Here is a 23,070-nt window from a genome sequence, read left to right as displayed (position 1 = left end):
ACTTACCGCATTGTCGGTGCATCGTGTAAGAAAGCCCACGTGACTACTAGTGGAGGCATCGTCATCGTCGGTGGTGGACTTGCCGCGTCGCGCACCGCCGAGCAACTGCGTCGTGCCGAGTACAGCGGACCCATCACCATCGTCAGCGATGAGGAGCATCTGCCATACGATCGGCCGCCACTGTCGAAGGAAGTGCTGCGGGCGGAGACCGATGACGTCCTGCTCAAACCCGCAGAGTTCTATGACGAGAACAACATCACGCTGATGCTGGGCTCCGGGGCGAGCGCGCTGGACACTGCTGCGCAGACCGTGACCCTGGCTAACGGCGAGACGGTGGCCTACGAGGAACTCGTCATCGCGACAGGCCTGGTGCCCAAACGCATTCCGTCGCTGCCCGACCTCGAGGGTGTCCGCGTGCTGCGCACTCTTGGCGAGAGCATCGCGCTGCGTGAGCACGCCGGCTCGGTGAAGCGCGCCGTGATCATCGGGGCCGGTTTCATCGGCTGCGAGGTTGCGGCAAGCCTGCGCAAGCTCGGCGCCGAGGTGACGATTGTGGAACCGCAGCCTGCCCCGCTGGCCTCGGTGCTCGGTACCCAGATCGGCGAGCTGGTGGCCCGGCTGCACCGCGCCGAGGGTGTTGATGTGCGCTGTGGAGTCGGTGTCTCGGGTGTCAGTGGCACCGGCCACGTCGAGAAGGTGCAGCTGTCGGATGGCACCGAGCTCGACGCCGACGTCGTCGTGATCGGCATCGGTTCGCGTCCGTCCACCGACTGGCTCGAGGGCAGCGGTGTCGCCGTCGACAACGGCGTGATCTGCGACGCCGCGGGCCGAACCTCAGCGCCGAAGGTGTGGGCGATCGGTGATGTGGCGTCCTGGCAGGATGCCTTGGGGCACCAAGTGCGCGTTGAGCATTGGAGCAACGTCGCCGAACAGGCCCGCGTGATCGTGCCTGCGCTGCTTGGTGCCGAAGCGACCACGTCCGCGGTCGTGGTGCCCTACTTCTGGAGTGATCAGTACGACGTCAAGATCCAGTGCCTGGGCGAGCCCGAGGCCGACGATATCGTGCACATCGTCGAGGATGACGGCCGCAAGTTCCTGGCCTTCTACGAGCGCGATGGTGTCGTGGTGGGCGTCGTCGGCGGCGGTATGCCGGGCAAGGTGATGAAAACGCGCGCCAAGATCGCCAACGGTGCGCCCATCGCCGACGTCCTGCCTACCCCCTCCTGATCCTGACGCGATTTCGGCGCGGTTTCATTCGCTGAGCGACGGAAAACGCGCCGAAATCGCTAGAACTGGCCGAGGTAGAAGCGGGTGCCCTGGTCGTCGGTGCACAGCGCCGAGAGGCCGTAGGACTGCCGTGACGGCTCGTCGATGACGGTGCCGCCGGCCTCGCGGACCCTGCCGACGGCCTCATCGACATCGTCGACGGTCCACATCGGCACCGTAACGCTGCGGTCGCTACCGCCTGCCACGCCGGCCATCGGGTGCGTGCCCGATATGCCCCAGCCGTCGTCCACCCGGCCCAGCTCGAACGACCAGAACAGCATCCGGCTGTAGAAGGCCTTGAATGCCGATGCGTCGGGCACCTCGTAGGTGATGTACGAGAGTTCGCCTGGCCCAGCGCCGTTGAGGTCGGGCCGAGCTTGGCCGGGGGTGGGCTGGTACACCGCGAACGGTGCGCCGGCGGGGTCGGTCGCGTCCACGACGGTGCCGAAGTCGAACTCCTGTGGCTGCCCGACCCGGCCCCCGCCATCGCGGATCGACTGCAGGGCGCCGTCGAGGTCGGTGACCGCGTAGCAGCAGAACATCGTCGGCGCACCGGGCACCGAGAACAGCCCGATGTGCTCGCGGGTGTTGGTCACCCGGTGGCTGGTCGGGTCATACCTCCACCCGAGGACGTGGCCGTAGAACTCGGCGGCCCTCTCTGCGTCAGGCGTCCACACCGATACGTAACCCACGTCGCCGTGCTGGATACCGACGGCGGCGCCCGTCATCGGGCCGCTCAACATCCACCGGTGGCCGAACGGGTCGACGATGGTGGCGTTGCGCGATCCATGCGCCTCGTGGGCGTCCTGGTGTACGACGGCGCCACGGTCACGGGCGCGTTCCAGCGCAGCATCGGTGTCGGTGACCGCGAGCATCAGGCTCACCGAGGCCGCCTGTGGGGCGGGTGCCCGCAGGCCCAGTTCGGGGTACTCGTCGGCGAGGTAGAGCACGCCACCGGCCAGCGCCAGTTCGGCGTGCCCGATCCGGCCGTCCTCCATCACGATCGGATCGCCTATCAGCGAGGCCCCGAGCGCATCGAGGTACCAGGCGATCGCCGCGCGGGCGTCCGCGACGGCGAGGTAGGGAAGGGCGGCCGAGCGCGGAACGGTGGCGGTGGTGGCGACGGTGTCGTTCAGTTCGGCGATGGCGGTATCGGTGCCACTCATGGCAACATCTCCTGTTCGATTCGGTAGTGACAGAGCCGATTCCAGACGCGCGCGCAGTCGAGCGGCGAATTCGGGATCGGGCGGGACCGGGTGGTCGGCGCCGCGCAGGACAGTCAGCGGATCGTGGCTGTTGTACTGGCTCATCACGCCCCTCCCTCCGGCTCTGGGTATTGATTTCTGAATGCGCGACGGGCGCGCACCAACAGCGCCTCCGTGGCGTGCACCGTGCGTCCGATCAACTCCGCGCATTCGGGCACCGGACGGTCGTCCATGTAGCGCAACGCGAGCACCGTCCGGTGGTGTTCGGGTAACCGGGCGAGCACGCTCTCGGCGACTATCCGGTCGAGTTCGGCGTCCCAGTCATCCGTCGGTGCCACGGGTTCGGGCAACTCGGCGACTGGAATGCTGAACCGGTCGTGCCTGCGCCGGTAGTGGTCGGCCAGTTTGTGGCGTGCCACCCCGATCAGCCAGGGCACGGTGATCGACGGTGGCTCGTCCTTGCGGGCGGCGTCCATGGCCGCAAGGAATGTCTCGGAGGTCAGGTCCTCGGCCGTCGCACGGTCACTGCAGCGCCGGACGAAGTAGCCGTACACCGACGGCAGGGCCTCGTCGTACAGCGCCAACAGGACCCGCGGGGCGCCCGGGGGATCCGATTCGTCGCTCACACCCTCATCGTCGCCGTTGGAGGGTCAACTCCGACGGCCCAAATCAAGATTTCTTCGATTCCAGGTTTCCCAGGCCCGCACTGATGGTGTCGAAGGCGGCGCAGAGGGCGCCCGGCAGCGACGCGGTCTCATCGGCCAGCCAGTGCCCGTAGGCCGACAGCGCGACGCCGAGCATGGTCCAGGCCACGGTCTGGGGCACCAGGTCGCCCGCGCCCTGGCCGAGGCGGCCTGCGACGAAGGCGGCGATGACGGCGCGCCAACCCGCGTACATCGTCATCGAGTGCGCCTGAAGGGCGTCCGTCTCGAGGATCACCCGCATACGTTGGCGGTGCCGTGCCGTCTCGGCGACATCGAAGCTGTTGAACGCCAACAACGTCGAGCGCAGGGCCTCGCGGACGGGCACCCCTTCCGGTACCGCGTTGAGCAGGTCGCGCATGTGGTCGAGATGGGCGTCGAAGTCGCCCCATGGGATGGCGCTCTTCGACGGGTAGTAGCGGAAGAGCGAGCGGCGGGCGATACCCGCGGCGTGGGCTACGTCGTCGACGCTGACCTCGTCGAACCCCCGGGTGGCGAACAGTTCGAGCGCGACGGCGCTGATGTGGTCCTGGGTGGTCGAACGCCGGCGTCCGACGCGCGGCGCGACGTCTCCCGCGGCAGGGGCGTTTCGGCCGGTCTCTCGACCGGAGTCAGATTTCATCGGGCCACCCCTTCCGTTTCGGCACTCGATGCCATATTCTTGCGACCTCGGTCACAATTGTCGAGACCCACGACACGAAAGGCGGAATCCCATGGAGCCGAATCAGCACGCAGAGGTTGCCGAAGAACTCGTCACCGAGAGCTTGGTCGAAGAGGTTTCGATCGACGGTATGTGCGGGGTCTACTGACGATGTCGGCGCCTCTGTCCTCGGAGTCGGTGGACGCCGCCCCGGGGGCGGCGGCGTTCGATCCCGATCTCGGCTGGCGGCTGCACCACCAGGTGGCGGTGCGGCCCGAGCCATTCGGTGCTCTGCTCTATCACTTTGGCACCCGCAAGCTTTCGTTTCTCAAGAATCGAAAGATCGTCGAAGTGGTCAACTCGCTGAGTGATCACAGCGATGCCAGGTCCGCACTGCGGGCCGCGGGTATCACCGACGATCTACAGGCGCCCTATCTGCACGCCCTGAGGGTGCTGGTCGCATCCAAGATGCTCGTCTGCAAGGAGACCCCATGACCTCGGTTGAAACGGCGCCCGCGCCGGTGGTTGAAACGGCGCCCGCGCCAACGGCGCCTGCCCAGCCCGTCGGGCGGCTCGTCGACCAGTTCGAGCTCGGCCTCGACGCCCCCATCTGCCTGACCTGGGAACTCACCTACGCCTGCAACCTGTCCTGCGTGCACTGTCTGTCGGCCTCCGGCAAGCGCGATCCGCGCGAGCTGTCGACGCAGCAGTGCAAGGACATCATCGACGAGCTCGAGCGCATGCAGGTGTTCTACGTCAACATCGGTGGTGGCGAACCCACTGTGCGACCCGACTTCTGGGAGTTGGTGGACTACGCCACCGCCCACCACGTCGGAGTGAAGTTCTCCACGAACGGCGTGCGGATCACACCCGAGGTGGCGGCCAAGCTCGCGGCGAGTGACTACGTCGACGTCCAGATCTCGCTCGACGGCGCCACCGCGGAGGTCAACGACGAGGTCCGGGGTCCCGGCTCCTTCGCGATGGCGATCCGCGCGCTGGAGAACCTCGCCGAGGCGGGCTTCAAGGACGCCAAGATCTCGGTTGTCGTGACCCGCCACAACGTGGATCAGCTCGACGACTTCAAGGCGCTGGCCGACCACTATGGCGCCACCCTGCGCATCACGCGGCTGCGGCCGTCGGGCCGCGGCGCCGACGTGTGGGATGAGCTGCACCCGACGCCCGTGCAGCAGGTCCAGCTCTACGACTGGCTGGTCGCCCGCGGTGAGAATGTGCTCACCGGCGACTCGTTCTTCCACCTGTCCGGTTTGGGGGAGCCCGGCGCACTGGCCGGCCTGAACCTGTGCGGAGCCGGCCGGGTGGTGTGCCTTATCGACCCGATCGGTGACGTCTACGCCTGCCCGTTCGCCATTCACGACAAGTTCCTTGCCGGAAACGTGCTGTCCGACGGCGGTTTCGACAGTGTGTGGAAGAACGCGCCACTGTTCCGCGAGCTGCGCGAACCGCAGTCGGCCGGAGCATGCACTGGCTGCGCCCACTATGACGCGTGCCGCGGCGGATGCATGGCCGCCAAGTTCTTCACCGGCCTGCCGCTTGACGGGCCGGATCCCGAATGCGTGCAGGGCTACGGCGAGCCTGCGCTCGCGCTCGAACGGGACAAGCCGAAGCCGAGTGGCGACCACTCGCGTGCCGGGGGCCGAAAGGGGCCCATCCCGCTCAAGCTTCTGACCGTCCCGCCCAAGAAGTTCTGCAACGAAAGTCCCGTCTGACAATGGCCCGCGATACCTGGTTCGAAACCGTCGCCATCGCGCAGGAGCGCGCGAAGAAGCGTCTGCCCAAGTCCGCCTACTCTTCGCTGATCTCGGCGAGTGAGAAGGGCCTGACCGTCGCCGACAATGTCGCGGCATTTGGCGAGTTGGGCTTCGCACCCCACGTGATCGGTGCACACGAGAAGCGTGAACTGTCGACCACCGTTATGGGGCAGGACATTTCGCTGCCGGTGGTAATCTCACCGACCGGGGTGCAGGCGGTGCATCCCGACGGCGAGGTCGCGGTGGCACGTGCCGCCGCGGCCCGGGGAACCGCGATGGGACTGTCCTCGTTCGCGAGCAAGCCCATCGAGGACGTCATCGCGGTCAACCCCAAACTGTTCTTCCAGGTGTACTGGCTGGGCGACCGTGCGGCGATCGCGGCGCGTGTGGAACGGGCACGTGCCGCCGGTGCGGTCGGCCTCATCGTCACCACCGACTGGAGCTTCAGTCACGGCCGGGACTGGGGCAGCCCGAAGATCCCCGAGCGGATGGACCTCAAGACCATCGTCAAGATGAGTCCCGAGGTGCTCACCAAACCACGCTGGTTCTACCAGTGGGCCAAGACTATGCGTCCACCGGCGCTGTCGGTCCCCAATCAGGGCGCCAAGGGCGAGCCCGGGCCGCCGTTCTTCCAGGCCTACGGCGAGTGGATGGGCACGCCTCCGCCCACGTGGGAGGACATCGCGTGGTTGCGTGAACTGTGGGGCGGACCCTTCATGCTCAAGGGCGTGATTCGCGTGGATGACGCCAAACGCGCTGTCGACGCGGGTGTTTCGGCGATCTCGGTGTCCAACCACGGTGGCAACAACCTGGACAGCACCCCGGCTTCGATCCGGGCGCTGCCGGCCATCGCCGATGCCGTCGGCAAAGACATCGAGGTTTTGCTGGACGGTGGCATCCGCCGCGGCAGCGACGTTGTCAAGGCGTTGGCGCTGGGAGCGCGCGCGGTCATGATCGGCCGCGCCTACCTGTGGGGCCTGGCCGCCGAGGGACAGGCCGGCGTCGAGAACGTGCTCGATGTCCTGCACGGCGGCATCGACTCGGCGTTGCGGGGGCTGGGCAAGGCCTCGGTCCACGATCTGGGCCTCGATGACATCCTGGTGCCCCCCGGCTTCACCCGGGCGCTCGGCGTGCCCGGCACCGGGAGTGTCTGACCTCCTAGTCCGGCGGTGGACCACCGGTGGTGCAGACGTGGCTGACGTGGCTGACGTGATGCTTCGGCGGGTGTTGTGGGAAGAATCGGCAAAGCCAATACTTCTCATACGCCAACAATCGGCGCACACCAGGTGAATTCGGCCTACCATCGGCGGGTGGCATTCCCCAGTGAACTTGGGTCCTCGACGTCGAGGCAAGTCCAGGATCTGTTGCCCGCACTTATCGTCCCCATCGGTGCCACCGAGCAGCACGGTCCACACCTGCCACTGGACACCGACACCCGGATCGCTGTCGCGGTTGCGGAGAACGTTGCTGAGCGGCTCTCCGGCGACTGGGCGCTGGCCCCCGCCGTCAGCTACGGCGCGAGCGGCGAGCACGAGGGCTTCACCGGCACGGTGTCGATCGGCACGGCTGCGCTGGAGTTGCTGCTGATCGAGTTCGGCCGGTCGGCGTGTCACTGGGCTCCGCGGGTGGTCTTCGTCAACGGCCACGGCGGAAACGTCCAGGCGCTGGTTGGCGCGGTCGCTTTGCTGCGCGACGAGGGGCGTGACGTGGGCTGGTGTTCGTGCACCGTCCGCGGCGGCGACGCACATGCCGGCCACACCGAAACGTCTGTATTGCTACATATTTCGCCGGAGGACGTGTGGCTCGATGAGCGGGTGCCTGGGAACAGTGCGCCGCTCTCGGAGTTGCTGCCGAGGATGCGGGACGGCGGTGTCGCTGCGGTGAGTCCCGTCGGCGTACTCGGCGACCCGATGACGGCGACCGCCGACGAGGGAGCGCGTCTGCTGGCCGAGATGGTGGACACCGCGGTCCGCCGGATCGAGGCCTGGGCGCCCGACCGTCGGGGGATGCTGACGTGACCGGCCCTCGGCTGCCCGACGGTTTCGCCGTCCAGGTGGATCGGCGGGTGAAGGTTCTCGGGGAGGGCTCGGCGCTACTCGGCGGCTCACCCACCCGTCTGTTGCGGCTGGCACCTGCCGCGCAGACGATGCTGAGGGGCGGACGTCTCGAGGTTCATGACGCGCAGAGTGCGCAGCTGGCCAGAACGCTGCTGGACGCCACGGTGGCCCATCCACGTCCCGCGAGTGGCCCGTCCCATCGGGATGTCACCGTGGTGATACCGGTGCGGGACAACGACTTAGGGCTCAAACGTCTGCTGATGGCGTTGCGCGGCCTGCGCGTGATCGTGGTCGATGACGGCTCGGTGGTCCCGGTCCAGGTCGCTGACCTGGAGGCCTCGCATTGTGACGTGGCGGTGCTGCGGCATGACGCGAGCAGGGGACCGGGAGCGGCCCGTAACACCGGCCTGCGGGTGTGCGAGACCAGCCTGGTCGCGTTCCTGGACTCCGACGTGGTGCCGCGGCGGGGCTGGCTGGAGGCGTTGTTGGGGCACTTCTGTGACCCCGCGGTGGCGCTTGTCGCCCCACGCATCGTCGCACTGCACGAACCCGACAACATGGTGGCCCGCTACGAGGCGGTGCGCTCGTCGCTGGACCTCGGGCACCGGGAGGCGCCCGTGGTGCCATTCGGTCAGGTGTCCTACGTACCCAGCGCGGCCATCATCTGCCGCCGCCAGGCGCTGACGGAGCTGGACGGCTTCGACGAGACGCTGGAAGCCGGTGAGGACGTCGACCTGTGCTGGCGTCTCATTGAGGCCGGTGCGCGCCTGCGCTACGAGCCCATCGCGCTGGTCGGCCACGATCACCGCACGCAGTTGCGAGAGTGGTTCGTGCGCAAGGCATTCTATGGTTCTTCTGCCGCGCCGCTCTCGGTGCGGCACCCAGGCAAGACGGCGCCGCTGGTGATCTCGGGCTGGACCCTTCTGGTCTGGGTCCTGATGGCGATGGGCTCCGGCATTGGTTACCTCGCCTCCACGGTGGTCGCAGTGCTCACCGGACGCCGCATCGCCAAGTCGCTGAGTTCGGTCGACACCGAGCCCAAGGAGGTCGCGGCCGTCGCGGCCCACGGCCTGTGGGCCGCCGCGCTGCAACTGGCCTCCGCGATCTGTCGGCACTACTGGCCCGTGGCGCTCGTCGTGGCACTGCTTTTCAAACGGTGTCGCCAGGTGGTGCTGGTGGCCGCGATCGTCGACGGGGTGGTCGACTGGGCCACCCGCAACGCCGACGCCGAGGACGAGCACCACCGCGTCGGCCTGCTGTCCTATCTGCTACTCAAGCGGCTCGACGACATCGCGTATGGTCTCGGGTTGTGGACGGGTGTCGTGCGCGAGCGCCACGCGGGCGCACTCAAGCCCCAGATCCGGACCTGAAGCGCCGCCGCCTTGCACGCTGATGTCCTGATTGTCGGTGCGGGCAGTGCTGGCTGCGTTCTGGGGGAACGCCTTTCGGTGGACCCAAGCTGCCGGGTCGTGATGGTCGAGGCCGGTCCCGGCCCGTCCGATCCTCGGGTGATGGCCCAGATCAGCGACGGGCTACGCCTGCCGATCGGTGACGCCAGCTCGGTGGTCCGCCGGTACGAGACGTCGCTCACCTCGGATCCGGAGCGTACGACCGTCATCATGCGTGGGGCAGTCGTGGGCGGCTCGGGTGCGGTCAACGGTGGCTACTTCTGCCGGGGGCTACGCACCGACTTCGACGGTTGGGGATTGCCCGGATGGGCTTGGGACGACGTTCTGCCGCACTTCCTGGCGATCGAGAACGACCTGGACTTCGACGGGCCGCTGCACGGCTCGGACGGTCCGATGGTCATCCGCCGGGTCGCCGAATTCGAGCTTGGTGCAGTCGCTTTCATTGATGCGGCACGCGCGCTCGGCTACGGCTGGATCGATGACCTCAACGGTGCCGCCGCGGGAGCGGTGGGTGTCGGTGCTGTGCCGTTGAACATCGACCGGGGTACCCGGGTTGGGCCCGGCGGCGCATTCCTCGGGCGCGCGGTGGGTCGGGCCAACCTGTCGGTGCTCGACCAAACCCGGGTGGCGCGGATTCGACTGGTCGGGGGCAGGGCGGTCGGTGTTGAGTGCATCGGCCCGGACGGCCCGGTTGAGGTGACAGCCGATCGAATCGTGTTGTCGGCCGGTGCAATCGGTAGTGCCCATCTCCTACAGGTGTCCGGGGTCGGTCCCGCGGCGATGCTGGCGGCCGCAGGCGTGCCGGTCGTCGTGGACCTGCCGGTCGGGACCCGCTGCGTCGATCACCCGGAGTGGGTGCTTCCCGTCGACTGGCCGGCGGCCCCGGGACGCCCGCCGCTGGAGGCGGTGTTGACGACGTCCGACGGCCTGGAGATCCGGCCGTACACGGCGGGCTTCGGTGCCATGACCGGCGGGCCCGACGGCGACTCGGAGGACCGGCCACACCTCGGGGTCACTCTGCTGCGCCCACGGGCGCGCGGCGCGATAACCCTCGTCTCGGCCGACCCGACGGTGCCACCCGTCATCGATCATCGGTACGACAGCGAGCCGGCCGACGTCGCCGCGCTGCGGGCCGGCGCGGACCTGGCGCATGACCTCGCCGGTACGGGATACGAAGCGCGGCAGTCGCACTGGTCGACGTCACAGCATCTGTGCGGATCTGTTCCCATGGGTGCCGACGGTGCACTCGACGCGCGATGCAAGGTGCACGGCGTCGACGGTCTCTGGGTGGTGGACGGTTCGATCATGCCGGACATCACCAGCCGAGGGCCGCACGCCACGATCGTGATGATCGGTCACCGGGCAGCGGAGTTCATCGGAGCCTGATGCGGCGGATGAGTCGCAACTGCTGGTCATCGCGACCGGGCGCCCACAGTCCGACCACCACCGCCCCGATGCCTACCGTGATGGCCAACGCGAGTAACGAGGTGTGCATCGCCTCGACGAACGCCGCCTTGCTCTGATCGGCGAGTTCGGCGCCGCCTGGCCCCATGCGTCTGGCCACCTCGAGTGCCTGGCCCAGCGATCCGACGGCGGCATCGCGGGTCTGTGCGGGAAGCGTCGCCAGTCTCGGTTCGAGCGCGCTGGTGTACTGGGCCGCCAGCAGCGATCCGGCCAGGGCGATGCCTAGGGCGGCGCCAACCTCGCGCGTGGTGTCGTTCACCGTGGATGCGACGCCTTGCTTGTCGTCGGGCACGGTGTTCATGATCGCTGAAGTGGTTGGTGCCGTGAGTAATCCGATGCCGAAGCTCATGACGAGCAGCGGCCAGGCGACGGCCCAGTAGGAGGAGTCCACCTCAACACCGCGCAGCAGCAGGAAGCCGACCGAGATGAGTGACAGACCGGCGAAGACCACCAGGCGAAGCCCGAGGCGGGGTGTTGAACTGCTCGGCTAGATGTGGGTATTCGTGATCGAGTGTGTGTTTTGGCGGGTGTGTGAAGTTGGTTGAGGTGGGCGTGGGCGAAGGTTGTGCGTCCACAGACTGCGTGGCGGTGGTTGCGTGAGGGCCGAATGCCGGTGTCCGCTGGCCGGTTGGGGTCGGGGACGATCTGGGTCGGTGTGCCGGCTTCCGGGGAGGCTGGTTGCACAGTCGTGTACGCGCGGGTGTCTGCGCTTGATCAGCGGTCGGACCTGGATCGGCAGTTCGCACGGCTGAGTGGCAGGGCTTCCTCGAACGGGCATGTGATTGGCGAGGTCGTGACCGAGGTCGGATCGGGACTGAATGGGAGACGGCCGAAGTTGTGGAGGGCCCTGTCAGACCCGTCTGCTTCGGTGGTGCTTGTGGAGCATCGTGACCGGTTGGCACGTTTCGGGGGTGAGTACCTCGAAGCCGCGTTGTCCGCGCAGGGCCGCAGGGTGCTCGTCACCGACCGGGGCGAGCCCGTCGATGATGACATGGTCGAGGTGCTGACCGCGGTGTGCGCGCGCCTAGACGGCCGCGGCGGCGCGCGGAATAGGGCGATGCCAGCGGTGACCGCAACAAAGCGGGCTGAGGTTGTTGTCAGTGGCTAGGTTCGAGATTCCGCAGGGTTGGACGGTGCAGGCGTACCGGTTCGCGTTGGATCCCGCACCAACGCAGTTGCGGGCGTTGGCCTCTCATGCTGGTGCGGCGCGGTTCGCGCATAATCACATGTTGGCGTTGGTGAAGGCGGTTATGGATCAGCGGTCCGCTGAGCGCAGTTACGGCGTCGACGAGGCGCGGTTGACCCCGGTGTTGGGGCGGTCGTTGCCGGCGCTGCGCAAGGTGTGGAATCGGCGCAGTTCGATCACGCCGAACGCTGCGCACAATGCGATGCCGGCCGCGATGCAACCGATCACCAGCGCGTTCGACCACCCTCGGGAGGGAGCCTCGAGAATGCCGAAGACCAGGACGGCGACACCGCCGCCGATCACGACGGCGCCCAGCCACTCCAGGGGCTTGGGTTCGGACTCCTGGATGTCGCGACGGTGAGCGTCAAGACGAACAGCACGGCGCCGGCTGCCGCGAATGCGGCGAATATCGACTGCCAGGGCCAGAAGTGAAGCAGGCCACCAGATCCCAGCATGCCCGCCACAGCGCCGCATCCGGCGTTGCCGGCCCAGATGCCAACTGCCTTGTTACGCTGCTCTTTTGGAAAGGTTGAGGTCAGGATCGACAACCTGGCGGGCATGACGAAGGCCGCGCCCGCGCCGGCCACCCCAACCCGACGAGCAGTGCGCCGCGTCGTCCGTACCGGTCTCTCAGGGCGCCGGCCGGTAGCAGCAGGCACGCCAGCACCAGTGTGTAGCTGTCGACAATCCAGGTGAGTTCGGTCTGGGTCGCCGCGGTGGCCATTGCGATATCGGGCAGTGCGGTGTTCAGCGCAACCATCGACGATATGACGAGCAGGACTGCCTGGCACGCGATGAGCAGTGTCCACGCGCGAAACCTCGTCGACAGACGTGCCAGGGCACGGTCGGTAGGCTGATCGGGCTTGGCGAGTGCCTCAACCATGCGCAACCCTTCCGGAGAGTGCGATATTTTTGGGACTACCCGTCTTGCGCCGAGACTAACAGTCTCGTTTCTTGTGTGGAGGTGACTTGAGGTGACGTCGGTGCGTACCGACCCGAGGCCGGCCCGGTCGAGGGCCCGGCTGTTGGATGCGGCGACGGCGCTTCTGAGCACCGGTGGGCCCAGTGCGGTGACCGTCGATGCCGTGACCCGTGCCTCCAACGTGGCGCGCGCCACGCTGTATCGCCACTTCCCCAGTGGGAACGACCTGCTGGCCGCGGCGTTTCACGCGCTGATCCCGCCCGCGCCGATCCCGCCCGAGGGCGGCTCGGTCCGCGACCGCCTGATCGCAGCGCTGCAGGGTTTCGCCGATCTGGTCGCGGAGGCGCCCATCAGCCTGGCCGCCATGTCATGGCTGGCGCTCGGCGGGGATCTGGAACACACGTGGTGGAGTAGAGACAAGCGGTCGGCCGAGAGCAATGAGGTCGCCACACTGCGCGAGCGGGTGGCCGAGCAGTACGCGGCGCCCTTCGACGCGGTCTTCGACAGCGCTGAGGCGATCGAGATGCTGGGCGAGATCGACAGGATGCGCGCGGTGGCACTGCTGCTCGGACCGATCGTGCTGGGCAAGCTCAGCACCATGGCCGACTTCGACTACCGCGAGGTCGCGGTGGTCGCCGTCGACGGCTTCCTCGCGACGCACGCGAGGGCCGGCGAAACTACTTGAACGAGTAGCGAATCGGCAGGTGCTTGAGGCCGCCCACGAACGTCGTCGCGCTCAGTTCGGGCTTACCCGCCAGCTCGACGGTGTCCAGGCGGCTGAGCAACTCGGTGAACAGGCTGCTCATCTCCATGCGGGCCAGGGCGGCACCCAGGCAGAAGTGGATGCCGTAACCGAAGGCCACGTGCTTGTTGGGGTCGCGTCCAACGTCGAAGCGGAACGGATCGGTGAACACCTCCTCATCGCGGTTGCCTGACACGTAGGCCAGGTACACCGAGTCGCCCTTGGCGATGTCGACGCCGCGAATGGTGGTGTCCGCGGTGGCGGTGCGCATGAACTCCTTGACGGGGGTGGACCAGCGAATCATCTCCTCGACTGCGGTTCCCATCAGGCTGGGATCGCTGCGCAGCCGGTCCAGTTCGCCGGGGTTCTCGATCAGCGCGAGCAGACCGCCCGAGATCGCGTCCTTCGTGGTGTCGTGTCCGGCGCTGGCGACGATGACGTAGTACGACGCGGTGTCCACGTCCGAGAGCGGTTCGCCGTCGATGCGTCCGTTCGCGATTGCCGAGGCGAGATCGTCGGTGGGCTGCTCGCGGCGCGACGCGGTCAACTTGGCGAAGTAGGTGAAGAAGTCGAGCAGTACCGCCAGCTGATCCTCGAGCGATCCGCCGTCGCGTTTGTACTCGTCGTCGTCGCCGCCGAACATCTCCTGCGTCAGCATGTGCATGCGGCCGAAGTCGGACTCCGGCAGGCCCAGCAGCGACATGATCACGTAGAGCGGGAAGTCGATCGCGATATCGGTGACGAAATCGCATTCACCGCCGAGGTCGGCCATCTTGTCGACGTAGCGCTTGGCAAGTTCATCGACGCGCACCTTGAGGTCGCGCATCGCCTTGGGTCGGAACCAGTCGGCGCCGATGGCGCGCACTTTGCGGTGGTGCGGGTCGTCCATGTGGATGAGCGTGCGCAGGCCCATGCCTGCCTCGAGCTGCTGCTTGGCCAGATCGTCGGCGGCAGCGGTGGCCAGCAGCGGGCGTGGCTCGCTGATGAAGAGTTCGTTGGCGCGCTCGACGGCCATGATGTCGGCGTGCTTGGTGATCGCCCAGAACGGCCGATATGGCCGATTGTCCACCCACGCAACGGGATTGTTCGCCCGAAGATGAGTCAGCGCAGCGTGCAACCGCTCGTCGTCGGCGTACGCCGATGGGTCGGCCAAGACCTTCGCGGCATCGTCCATCGTGGGGGTGCTCATGCCGACTCCTCGCTCGCGGAATGGGGGATTTGACGGGTGTCAAGGAATTCTATGTTCATAGGCGGGCGGCGAAGGCGGGATTGCCCGGATCGGCACGAGTAGGCTCGGCGGACGTGGCGCCCGCAACGATTCGGCGAATCAGTCGAGGAGCTGTCGCGCTGCTCGCCGCCGGTTTCCTGAGCATCGGGTGCGGGCATTCCGCCGTCCCGGCGCACGACGCCGCCCCGTCGCAGGCCCCGACCGACCCCGCACTGGTGCAGACCACCACCGGTGCGCTGCGCGGCGTCGTCGCACCGGATCACCGGTTGTTCGCCGGAGTGCCGTACGCCGCGCCACCCGTTGGCAAGCTGAGGTGGCAACCACCCGCGCCCGCGCAGCCCTGGCCGGGCGTACGGGACGCGACGCGAGTGGGTCCGCGCTGCCTGCAGGACGTCAGCGAGGACCTCGAACACGGCAGGGGCACCGATGAGGACTGTCTGATGTTGAACGTGTGGACGCCACCGGTGTCCGAACAGCAGTCTGCTCGGCCCGTGATGGTGTGGATCCACGGTGGGGCGTTCATCAACGGCAGCGGCGGAATCTATGACTCGCGCTGGCTGGCCTCGCGCGGTGACGTGCTGGTGGTCACCCTCAACTACCGCCTGGGCACGATGGGCTTCCTCGCGCATCCCGCACTGGGGCCGGCCGGCGCAGTCGGCAACTACGGGCTGTCCGACCAACAGGCCGCGCTGCGCTGGGTGCGCGACAACATCTCCGCTTTCGGGGGCGACCCGGAACGCGTCACCATCGCGGGTGAGTCGGCGGGCGGCATGGCGGTGTGCGACCACCTCGTGGCGCCGGAATCGCAGGGCCTGTTTCGCGCCGCGATAATCCAGAGTGCCCCATGCCAGGCGCAGGTCGGCCTGGCTGAGGCGGAGCGCATCAGCCTCGACTACGCGCGCGATGTCGGCTGTCCGGATCCGGCGACCGCGGCCGACTGCCTGCGCCGACTGCCGGTGGAGGCACTGCGAGAACCGGTGCGGTACTACCGACTCGGTGACGAGGGGATCAGCGGTCCGGTGACGGGAACCGCGGTGCTACCGGTGGATCCAATGACTGCGTTCGCCAAGGGGCAGGCAGCACGCGTGCCCGTCGCGATCGGCAGCAACCGCGACGAATTCACCCTGTTCATGGCGTTGGAGTACCTCCGTGGCCGTGAACTCGTTGCGGCCGGTTACCCGAAGGCGCTGGCCGACGCGTTCGGTGCTGACGCCACCGCGGTTGCCGGCCACTACCCACTGGACGGCTACGACGGCAGTGCGCCGCTGGCCTATTCGGCTGCCGTGACGGATTCGATGTTCGCCTGCATCGACGACCGCATCGCCCAGGAGATCGGACGCACGGGCCCCGTCTACGCCTACGAGTTCACCGATCGGCAGGCGCCCGCTCCGGATCCGTTGCGCACCTTGCCCTTCCCCGTCGGGGCAAGTCACTCCCTGGAGCTGCGCTACCTGTTTGACGTGGGCGGCGCGCCGCCGCTGAATCCGGCCCAGCAGGAACTGTCGAACCAGATGATCGACTACTGGAGCAATTTCGTCCGCACGGGCGACCCGGCAGTTGCCGGTGCGCCCGAGTGGCCGGAACTCGGGCACGACCCGGCCGCGGGAAATCGGTTGTCATTGCACCCCGATGGGGTCAGTGTGGTCACTGACTTCGACCAGATCCACCAGTGCCCGTTCTGGGCGAGCCTGAAGAGGTGATCCGCAGTGCCGACTCCTGATGCCGCGATCTTCGCCGAGGAGTGGGTGCGTGCGTGGAACGCGCATGACGTGGAGGCGATTCTCGCGCACTTTCACGACGACGTGGAGTTCACGTCACCGGTCGCGGCGCGCTTCCTGCCCGAGACCGGGGGAGTGGTGCGCGGTAAGCCCGCGCTGCGGGACTACTGGGTGCACGCGCTGGGGCTGCTGCCGGATCTGCACTTCGAGGTGATCGCCGTGTACCGCGGTGAGTCGGTGCTGGTGATCAACTACCGCAATCAACGCGGGCAGCTCGTCAACGAAGTGCTCCGGTTCGACGGCGACTTTGTCCGCGAGGGTCACGGCACCTACCTCGAGTAGCGATTCGCCAGTTAGGCGCATTGTTCCTCGACGGGCAGGTCGGCATGGTTTGTCGAACGTGGCTTCTTTTGCTGCACAGCTCGCTCCTAGCCTGCGCACGAGGCAACCATAGACAAGCTATCTACCGTCGAGGCGTCGGGCTAGACCGGAGTACAGCTCCGGACTGAGGAGTAAGGCAATGGACCTGAAGAATGCTGTCGCGGGAGTTTCTCTCGCAGGCGGTCTAGGGCTGGCCCTGATGGGGTTCGGTTCAGGAATTGCATACGCGGCGCCGGGGGGCGGCGGTGGTGGTTGCATGCCACCGCAGTGCGTAGGAGGACCGGGATCGGGTGAGTCCCACGGGGGTCCGCAAGGGCCAGGTGGCCCTGGTGTCGGCCGTGGTCCCGGTGGTCCCGGCGATTTCCGTGGACCTGGCGGACCAGGTGACTTCCGGGGGCCGCGGCCTCCTGACGCCTTCGGCGGCTTTCGTGGTGCGCCGTGGGGTGATGGGGCGGCGCCGTGGGGCTGGGGGGCGCCACCGCGGGCAGGGTGGAATGGGCCGCTGCCGCCGCCGGGCGGAGCATGGAATCAAGGGCCGATCAACTACTGGGGATACAACGAGCAGCCGATATGGGATCCGGGCCAAAACGGCTGGGGCTTCTACTTCTTCGGAATCTGGATCCCGCTGTAGCTAACCCGCCCCAGCGGCGGATCAACGAAACGCCCGAGTTTCAGGCCGGTGTCACCCACGCGGTGATCTCGGCGTGCACGACCTCGCAGCCACTGCGGTCGGTGACGCTCACCGGCACGACGAGGTCGGTGCCCTCGGTGATGGACGCGAAATCGGGCGCCTCGATGCGTGCGGTGGCGCGCAGCGATGTCGTGGCCTTGGCCAGGTACTGCACATTCATCGCCTTCGGAATCCACCGATGACTGGTCGGCACCGTGGCCTCCATGAGCATCCCCATTGCCATCTCAGCGGCGTTGCAGGAGGCGATGGCATGCACGGTGTGCAGATGGTTGTGGACGTAGAACCACTTCGGCACGTCGACCTGCGCCAGGCCGGGTTCCATGCGTCGCACGTGGGGGAGCACCGATGCGAAGTACGGCACGCGGGCCATCGCCGCGAGTGAGAAGAGCCTGCTGCCCGCGGGCAGCCCGTCCAGGCGTTGCCACATGCGATAGGTCGTGGTCGGGGAGGGCGCGGTCGGAGAGGTCACAGCAGCCGATCTTACTCACCAGTAAGATCGCGCCCGCTGGGCTGCTTGAGGCCGGAGGCCACGACGAGCGCCGCCCGTGGGTCGCGCGCCGCGTTGAGCAGGAAGATGCCCAGCGTCGCGTAGATGCCGACGATCATCATGAAATACATCGATTGGTGAGGGGCGCCCGCGTGCCATGCCCACCCCGACGGCCACACCACGGCCAGTGGATAGAGCAGAAGAGCGACCACGCCGAAAACCACTAGCGCGGCCTGAGGAAGTCTGTAGGCCGATGGCATCTCGTCCCCCCGGATGTGAGCCTGCGTCGATTTTATTGCTGCTGAGCACCGCTCGGGGGTCCCCAGCAGGAATTCTCCCCACCTGCGGCGCCATATCTTACTTTTTAGTAAGATATAACCGCCTCGTAGGGCTCGGGCAGGCCGATTGACCATGGCGTATCCCGTTACGCCCGCAATTTGGAGGACACCCGAATCTGAGGCATACTGTTCGGGTTGCCCTGAGCCAGGTTCGCCTGGCCGGGCATACGACCGGCGCCTTCACGGGCGCATCCGGTTCCAACCTCGATCGCGACGGTTTTCTCAACGCGGACGAGTGTGCGTGAGGGCGACACACCCGAGCGCGGGGGTCGGTGAACCACTGACAGATAAACAGCGGCGGCATAGCCAGCGTGCGCTCGCGGGGAGACCCGAGGGCTCGCGCATGAGGACCAGGCCCGAGCACGGGCCCGTTAATAGTGAGGTAGGACAAGCGTGGCGGGACAAAAGATCCGCATCAGGCTCAAGGCCTACGACCATGAGGCAATTGACGCCTCGGCGCGAAAGATCGTCGAGACCGTTACCCGTACGGGCGCCAGCGTGGTCGGACCGGTGCCGCTGCCGACGGAGAAGAACATCTACTGCGTCATTCGGTCCCCGCACAAGTACAAGGACTCGCGGGAGCACTTCGAGATGCGCACCCACAAGCGGCTGATCGACATCCTCGACCCGACGCCGAAGACCGTTGACGCCTTGATGCGCATCGATCTGCCGGCGAGCGTCGACGTCAACATCCAGTAGGAGAACCAGAACTAATGGCACGCAAAGGTATTCTGGGTACCAAACTGGGCATGACACAGGTGTTCGACGAGAACAACAAGGTCGTCCCGGTCACGGTGGTCAAGGCTGGCCCCAACGTGGTGACCCGCATCCGTACCCCCGAGCGCGACGGCTACAGCGCCGTGCAGCTCGCCTATGGCGAGATCAGCCCGCGCAAGGTCAACAAGCCGGTCACCGGTCAGTACGCCGCCGCGGGGGTCAACCCTCGCAGGCACCTCGCCGAGTTCCGTCTCGAGGACGAGGCGGCCGCAGGCGAGTACGAGGTCGGCCAGGAGCTGACCGCCGAGATCTTCGCCGACGGCAACTTCGTCGACGTGACAGGCACCAGCAAGGGCAAGGGCTTCGCAGGCACCATGAAGCGTCACGGCTTCAAGGGCCAGGGCGCCTCCCACGGCGCGCAGGCCGTGCACCGTCGTCCCGGCTCGATCGGTGGCTGTGCCACCCCGGGCCGTGTCTTCAAGGGCACGCGCATGTCGGGCCGCATGGGCACCGATCGCGTCACCACACAGAACCTGGTGGTGCACAAGGTCGACGCCGAGAACGGTGTGCTGTTGATCAAGGGCGCTATCCCCGGTCGTAACGGCGGACTCGTTGTCGTTCGCAGCGCAGTCAAGCGAGGTGAGAAGTAATGGCTTCCAAGAAGATCGACGTTCGCACGCCGGATGGCAAGACGGACGGCAGCGTTGAGCTGCCCGCCGAGCTGTTCGACGTCGAGCCCAACATGGCGTTGATGCACCAGGTGGTCATCGCACAGTTGGCCGCGAAGCGTCAGGGCACGCACTCGACCAAGACCCGCGCTGAGGTCTCCGGCGGCGGCAAGAAGCCGTACCGCCAGAAGGGCACCGGCCGCGCGCGTCAGGGTTCGATCCGCGCACCGCAGTTCACCGGTGGTGGCGTCGTGCACGGCCCCAAGCCGCGCGACTACAGCCAGCGGACGCCCAAGAAGATGATCGCCGCCGCGCTGCGCAGCGCACTGAGTGACCGCGCACGCAACGACCGCATCCACGCGGTCACCGAGGTCATCAGCGGGCAGACCCCGTCGACCAAGAGCGCCAAGGACTTCCTCGCGACGCTGACCGATCGCCGCAAGGTGCTTATCGTCATCGGCCGCAGCGACGAGGTCAGTGCGAAGAGCGTGCGCAACCTGCCTGGCGTGCACGTGATCTCGCCGGACCAGCTCAATACCTACGACGTCCTGGATGCCGATGACCTGGTGTTCAGTGTCGAGGCGCTGAACGCATACATCGCGGCAGGCAGCGCACAGACAAAGGAAGAGGTTTCGGCCTGATGGCTACCGTTACCGACCCCCGCGACATCATCCTTGCCCCGGTTATCTCCGAGAAGAGCTACGCCCTGATCGAGGACAACGTGTACACGTTCATCGTGCACCCGTCCTCGAACAAGACGCAGATCAAGATCGCGATCGAGAAGATCTTCAACGTCAAGGTCGACTCGGTGAACACCGCGAACCGGCAGGGCAAGCGCAAGCGCACCAAGTCAGGCTTCGGCCAGCGCAAGAGCACCAAGCGCGCGATCGTGACATTGGCCGCGGGCAGCAAGCCGATCGACCTGTTCGGAGCCCCGGCCTGATTTCGGGGCTGGCGAGGAACTAGAGGACTTAGACAGATATGGCTATTCGCAAGTACAAGCCGACGACCCCGGGTCGTCGCGGTGCCAGCGTCTCCGATTTCGCCGAGATCACTCGATCGACTCCGGAGAAGTCGCTGGTTCGCCCGTTGCACGGCAAGGGTGGACGTAATGCCCACGGCCGCATCACCACGCGGCACAAGGGTGGCGGCCACAAGCGTGCCTACCGAGTGATCGACTTCCGTCGCCACGACAAGGACGGCGTCAACGCCAAGGTCGCGCACATCGAGTACGACCCGAACCGCACCGCGAACATCGCGCTGCTGCACTTCCTGGACGGCGAGAAGCGCTACATCCTCGCGCCGCACGGGATCTCGCAGGGCGACGTGATCGAGTCGGGCCCGAACGCCGACATCAAGCCCGGTAACAGCCTGCCGCTGCGCAACATCCCGGCCGGTACCGTCATCCACGCCGTCGAGCTTCGGCCCGGCGGTGGCGCGAAGATGGGCCGTTCGGCTGGCGTCAGCATCCAGCTGCTGGGCAAGGAAGGCACGTACGCGACGCTGCGCATGCCCAGCGGTGAGATCCGCCGCGTCGACGTGCGCTGCCGCGCAACTGTCGGCGAGGTCGGCAATGCCGAGCAGGGCAACATCAACTGGGGCAAGGCCGGTCGTATGCGGTGGAAGGGCAAGCGCCCCACCGTCCGCGGTGTCGTGATGAACCCGGTCGACCACCCGCACGGCGGTGGTGAGGGTAAGACCTCCGGCGGTCGTCACCCGGTGAGCCCGTGGGGCAAGCCCGAGGGCCGCACCCGCAAGAACAAGCCGAGCGACAAGCTCATCGTCCGACGCCGGCGCACCGGCAAGAATAAGCGCTAGGAGTATCCAGCGATGCCACGCAGCCTGAAGAAGGGCCCGTTCGTCGACGACCACCTGCTCAAGAAGGTGGACGTCCAGAACGAGAAGCAAACGAAGCAGGTCATCAAGACCTGGTCCCGTCGGTCGACCATCATCCCCGACTTCATCGGACACACCTTCGCCGTCCACGACGGTCGCAAGCACGTGCCGGTGTTCGTGTCGGAGTCCATGGTTGGACACAAGTTGGGCGAGTTCGCCCCGACCCGCACGTTCAAGGGCCACATCAAGGATGACCGGAAGGCGAAGCGCCGGTAATGACTACGACGACTGAATTTCCCAGTGCGGTCGCCAAGGCGCGCTTCGTGCACGTCTCGGCGTCCAAGGCGCGACGGGTTATCGACCTGGTCCGCGGCAAGTCCGTGACCGAGGCGCTCGACATCCTGCGTTGGGCGCCCCAGGCGGCCAGCGAGCCGGTGGCCAAGGTCATCGCCAGTGCGGCGGCCAACGCGCAGAACAACGACGGTCTCGATCCCGCGACGTTGGTTGTCGCCGCCGTCTACGCAGACGAGGGCCCGACCGCCAAGCGCATCCGGCCGCGCGCCCAGGGGCGTGCGTTCCGTATCCGCAAGCGCACCAGCCACATCACGGTGATCGTCGAGAGCCGCCCCAGCCGGGACGGCAGTAGCAGGGGCGCATCGGCCGCCACCGCCCGCGCACGTCGTGCGCAGGGCAGCAAGGCCAAGAGCGCGGAAGCTGTGAAGGCACCCGCGAAGAAGGCGGCTGCCAAGAAGGCGTCGTCGAAGGCCGAAACAACTACCGAGGCGTCCGACGCGAAGGGAGGCTCGGAGTAGTGGGCCAGAAGATCAACCCCCACGGCTTCCGACTCGGCATCACGACCGACTGGAAGTCCCGGTGGTATGCCGACAAGCAGTACGCGGATTACGTCAAGGAAGACGTGGCGATCCGTCGTCTGCTGGCCACGGGCCTCGAGCGCGCCGGCATCGCCGACGTGGAGATCGAGCGGACTCGGGACCGAGTTCGCGTCGACATCCACACCGCGCGTCCGGGCATCGTGATCGGTCGCCGCGGCACCGAGGCCGACCGCATCCGTACCGACCTGGAGAAGCTGACCGGCAAGCAGGTTCAGCTCAACATCCTCGAGGTGAAGAACCCCGAGTCCGTTGCGCAGTTGGTAGCTCAGGGTGTCGCCGAGCAGCTGAGCAACCGCGTGGCGTTCCGTCGCGCGATGCGCAAGGCGATCCAGTCGGCGATGCGTCAGCCCAACGTCAAGGGCATCCGCGTGCAGTGCTCCGGTCGCCTCGGCGGCGCGGAGATGAGCCGCTCGGAGTTCTACCGCGAAGGTCGCGTGCCGCTGCACACGCTGCGCGCCGACATTGACTACGGCCTGTACGAGGCCAAGACGACCTTCGGTCGCATTGGCGTCAAGGTCTGGATCTACAAGGGCGACATCGTCGGTGGCAAGCGTGAGCTGACCGCCGCCGCTCCCGCAGGCGCCGAGCGTCCGCGTCGGGATCGTCCGTCGGGCACCCGCCCGCGCCGCAGTGGCGCGTCGGGCACCACGGCGACGAGCACCGAAGCGGGCCGTGCGGCCACCGAGGAGACGCCCGCCGCTGACACGGCCGCCGCTGCTGAAGCGCCGACCGCTGAGAGCACGGAGAGCTAA

The 23,070-nt window shown here is 67.1% G+C and carries 26 protein-coding genes and 3 pseudogenes; 21 read left to right on the top strand and 8 right to left on the bottom strand.

The window, feature by feature from the left end; genetic code table 11:
• Positions 1 to 9 precede the first annotated feature (9 nt).
• Positions 10 to 1,227, top strand: coding sequence for an NAD(P)/FAD-dependent oxidoreductase (locus tag ACZY0X_RS01240; protein WP_463768722.1), 1,218 nt, complete (start codon positions 10 to 12; stop codon positions 1,225 to 1,227).
• A gap of 59 nt (positions 1,228 to 1,286) precedes the next feature.
• Here ACZY0X_RS01240 and ACZY0X_RS01235 read toward each other — a convergent pair whose 3' ends face one another.
• The 3 genes from ACZY0X_RS01235 to mftR are packed head-to-tail and all read right to left on the bottom strand — an operon-like array spanning position 1,287 to position 3,794.
• Positions 1,287 to 2,576: a VOC family protein gene (locus tag ACZY0X_RS01235; protein WP_463767784.1), complete on the bottom strand. Its 1,290-nt coding sequence runs from the start codon at positions 2,574 to 2,576 to the stop codon at positions 1,287 to 1,289.
• A complete protein-coding gene (locus ACZY0X_RS01230) occupies positions 2,576 to 3,097 on the bottom strand; it encodes an RNA polymerase sigma factor (RefSeq protein WP_463767783.1) in 522 nt (173 codons plus the stop codon). Before ACZY0X_RS01230 ends, ACZY0X_RS01235 begins: the two co-directional genes overlap by 1 nt.
• A 43-nt stretch (positions 3,098 to 3,140) precedes the next feature.
• Complete coding sequence (gene mftR / locus ACZY0X_RS01225) at positions 3,141 to 3,794, bottom strand: mycofactocin system transcriptional regulator (RefSeq protein ID WP_463767782.1); 654 nt, start codon at positions 3,792 to 3,794, stop codon at positions 3,141 to 3,143.
• A 91-nt stretch (positions 3,795 to 3,885) separates the two neighbouring features.
• Here mftR and mftA point away from each other — a divergent pair, with 91 nt between their 5' ends.
• From mftA to mftG, 7 genes are all read left to right on the top strand, one after another.
• Complete coding sequence (gene mftA / locus ACZY0X_RS01220; RefSeq protein WP_241400808.1) at positions 3,886 to 3,981, top strand: mycofactocin precursor MftA; 96 nt, start codon at positions 3,886 to 3,888, stop codon at positions 3,979 to 3,981.
• 2 nt (positions 3,982 to 3,983) lie between these two features.
• Complete coding sequence (gene mftB / locus ACZY0X_RS01215) at positions 3,984 to 4,307, top strand: mycofactocin biosynthesis chaperone MftB (RefSeq protein ID WP_463767781.1); 324 nt, start codon at positions 3,984 to 3,986, stop codon at positions 4,305 to 4,307.
• A complete protein-coding gene (gene mftC, locus ACZY0X_RS01210; protein ID WP_463767780.1) occupies positions 4,304 to 5,539 on the top strand; it encodes a mycofactocin radical SAM maturase in 1,236 nt (411 codons plus the stop codon). The genes mftB and mftC overlap by 4 nt, the downstream gene beginning before the upstream one ends.
• Before the next feature lie 2 nt (positions 5,540 to 5,541).
• Positions 5,542 to 6,735: a pre-mycofactocin synthase MftD gene (gene mftD, locus ACZY0X_RS01205; protein ID WP_463767778.1), complete on the top strand. Its 1,194-nt coding sequence runs from the start codon at positions 5,542 to 5,544 to the stop codon at positions 6,733 to 6,735.
• Positions 6,736 to 6,867: 132 nt separating this feature from the next.
• Positions 6,868 to 7,599 carry a mycofactocin biosynthesis peptidyl-dipeptidase MftE gene (gene mftE / locus ACZY0X_RS01200; RefSeq protein ID WP_463767777.1) on the top strand — a complete coding sequence of 244 codons (732 nt, stop codon included), beginning with the start codon at positions 6,868 to 6,870 and terminating at the stop codon, positions 7,597 to 7,599.
• Positions 7,596 to 9,008: a mycofactocin biosynthesis glycosyltransferase MftF gene (gene mftF / locus ACZY0X_RS01195; RefSeq protein ID WP_463767776.1), complete on the top strand. Its 1,413-nt coding sequence runs from the start codon at positions 7,596 to 7,598 to the stop codon at positions 9,006 to 9,008. The genes mftE and mftF overlap by 4 nt, the downstream gene beginning before the upstream one ends.
• A 12-nt stretch (positions 9,009 to 9,020) precedes the next feature.
• On the top strand, positions 9,021 to 10,433 hold the full coding sequence (gene mftG / locus ACZY0X_RS01190) for a mycofactocin dehydrogenase MftG (protein ID WP_463767775.1): 1,413 nt from the start codon (positions 9,021 to 9,023) through the stop codon (positions 10,431 to 10,433).
• Here the strand turns inward: mftG and ACZY0X_RS01185 are convergent.
• On the bottom strand, positions 10,420 to 10,962 hold the full coding sequence (locus ACZY0X_RS01185; RefSeq protein WP_463767774.1) for a hypothetical protein: 543 nt from the start codon (positions 10,960 to 10,962) through the stop codon (positions 10,420 to 10,422). The genes mftG and ACZY0X_RS01185 overlap by 14 nt on opposite strands.
• Positions 10,963 to 11,052: 90 nt before the next feature.
• Between ACZY0X_RS01185 and ACZY0X_RS01180 the strand changes: the two genes are divergently transcribed.
• A complete protein-coding gene (locus tag ACZY0X_RS01180; protein ID WP_463767773.1) occupies positions 11,053 to 11,619 on the top strand; it encodes an IS607 family transposase in 567 nt (188 codons plus the stop codon).
• Positions 11,612 to 11,743: pseudogene (locus ACZY0X_RS01175) on the top strand (helix-turn-helix domain-containing protein); the annotation flags it as partial. The gene ACZY0X_RS01180 and the pseudogene ACZY0X_RS01175, both read left to right, overlap by 8 nt.
• A 104-nt stretch (positions 11,744 to 11,847) precedes the next feature.
• Here ACZY0X_RS01175 and ACZY0X_RS01170 read toward each other — a convergent pair.
• Positions 11,848 to 12,580, bottom strand: a pseudogene (locus ACZY0X_RS01170) (MFS transporter); the annotation flags it as partial.
• 91 nt (positions 12,581 to 12,671) lie between these two features.
• Here ACZY0X_RS01170 and ACZY0X_RS01165 point away from each other — a divergent pair.
• Positions 12,672 to 13,304: a TetR/AcrR family transcriptional regulator gene (locus tag ACZY0X_RS01165; RefSeq protein ID WP_463767772.1), complete on the top strand. Its 633-nt coding sequence runs from the start codon at positions 12,672 to 12,674 to the stop codon at positions 13,302 to 13,304.
• On the opposite strand, the gene ACZY0X_RS01160 is transcribed toward ACZY0X_RS01165, so the two are convergent.
• Complete coding sequence (locus ACZY0X_RS01160) at positions 13,297 to 14,550, bottom strand: cytochrome P450 (RefSeq protein ID WP_463767771.1); 1,254 nt, start codon at positions 14,548 to 14,550, stop codon at positions 13,297 to 13,299. The genes ACZY0X_RS01165 and ACZY0X_RS01160 overlap by 8 nt on opposite strands.
• 113 nt (positions 14,551 to 14,663) lie before the next feature.
• Between ACZY0X_RS01160 and ACZY0X_RS01155 the strand changes: the two genes are divergently transcribed.
• The gene (locus ACZY0X_RS01155) at positions 14,664 to 16,289 is read left to right on the top strand and encodes a carboxylesterase/lipase family protein (protein WP_463767770.1); all 1,626 of its coding nucleotides are present in this window, start codon (positions 14,664 to 14,666) and stop codon (positions 16,287 to 16,289) included.
• 6 nt (positions 16,290 to 16,295) lie between these two features.
• Positions 16,296 to 16,649: a nuclear transport factor 2 family protein gene (locus ACZY0X_RS01150; protein ID WP_463767769.1), complete on the top strand. Its 354-nt coding sequence runs from the start codon at positions 16,296 to 16,298 to the stop codon at positions 16,647 to 16,649.
• Between the two features lie 710 nt (positions 16,650 to 17,359).
• Here the strand turns inward: ACZY0X_RS01150 and ACZY0X_RS01145 are convergent.
• Both ACZY0X_RS01145 and ACZY0X_RS01140 read right to left on the bottom strand, forming a co-directional pair.
• Positions 17,360 to 17,806: a hotdog fold domain-containing protein gene (locus ACZY0X_RS01145; RefSeq protein ID WP_463768721.1), complete on the bottom strand. Its 447-nt coding sequence runs from the start codon at positions 17,804 to 17,806 to the stop codon at positions 17,360 to 17,362.
• A 113-nt stretch (positions 17,807 to 17,919) separates the two neighbouring features.
• A pseudogene (locus tag ACZY0X_RS01140) lies at positions 17,920 to 18,126 on the bottom strand (DUF6632 domain-containing protein); the annotation flags it as partial.
• A 471-nt stretch (positions 18,127 to 18,597) separates the two neighbouring features.
• Here ACZY0X_RS01140 and rpsJ point away from each other — a divergent pair.
• The 8 genes from rpsJ to rpsC are packed head-to-tail and all read left to right on the top strand — an operon-like array spanning position 18,598 to position 23,070.
• Positions 18,598 to 18,903, top strand: a complete 306-nt coding sequence (gene rpsJ, locus ACZY0X_RS01135) for a 30S ribosomal protein S10 (RefSeq protein ID WP_003925843.1) — start codon at positions 18,598 to 18,600, stop codon at positions 18,901 to 18,903.
• A 14-nt stretch (positions 18,904 to 18,917) separates the two neighbouring features.
• The gene (gene rplC, locus ACZY0X_RS01130; RefSeq protein WP_241400796.1) at positions 18,918 to 19,571 is read left to right on the top strand and encodes a 50S ribosomal protein L3; all 654 of its coding nucleotides are present in this window, start codon (positions 18,918 to 18,920) and stop codon (positions 19,569 to 19,571) included.
• Positions 19,571 to 20,230 carry a 50S ribosomal protein L4 gene (rplD, locus tag ACZY0X_RS01125; protein WP_463767768.1) on the top strand — a complete coding sequence of 220 codons (660 nt, stop codon included), beginning with the start codon at positions 19,571 to 19,573 and terminating at the stop codon, positions 20,228 to 20,230. Before rplC ends, rplD begins: the two co-directional genes overlap by 1 nt.
• Positions 20,230 to 20,532 carry a 50S ribosomal protein L23 gene (rplW, locus tag ACZY0X_RS01120; protein WP_241400794.1) on the top strand — a complete coding sequence of 101 codons (303 nt, stop codon included), beginning with the start codon at positions 20,230 to 20,232 and terminating at the stop codon, positions 20,530 to 20,532. Before rplD ends, rplW begins: the two co-directional genes overlap by 1 nt.
• Before the next feature lie 38 nt (positions 20,533 to 20,570).
• Positions 20,571 to 21,407 (top strand): 50S ribosomal protein L2, encoded by an 837-nt coding sequence (rplB, locus tag ACZY0X_RS01115; RefSeq protein WP_241400793.1) that lies wholly within the window; start codon positions 20,571 to 20,573, stop codon positions 21,405 to 21,407.
• Positions 21,408 to 21,419: 12 nt separating this feature from the next.
• Positions 21,420 to 21,701, top strand: a complete 282-nt coding sequence (rpsS, locus tag ACZY0X_RS01110) for a 30S ribosomal protein S19 (protein WP_241400792.1) — start codon at positions 21,420 to 21,422, stop codon at positions 21,699 to 21,701.
• Complete coding sequence (gene rplV, locus ACZY0X_RS01105) at positions 21,701 to 22,237, top strand: 50S ribosomal protein L22 (RefSeq protein WP_463767767.1); 537 nt, start codon at positions 21,701 to 21,703, stop codon at positions 22,235 to 22,237. Before rpsS ends, rplV begins: the two co-directional genes overlap by 1 nt.
• A complete protein-coding gene (gene rpsC, locus ACZY0X_RS01100) occupies positions 22,237 to 23,070 on the top strand; it encodes a 30S ribosomal protein S3 (protein WP_463767766.1) in 834 nt (277 codons plus the stop codon). The genes rplV and rpsC overlap by 1 nt, the downstream gene beginning before the upstream one ends.

It is taken from the genome of Mycobacterium sp. IDUB_39, assembly GCF_055419205.1.
The sequence above is the reverse complement of the archived record's forward strand: the minus strand, read 5'-3'. Positions and strand labels throughout refer to the sequence as shown.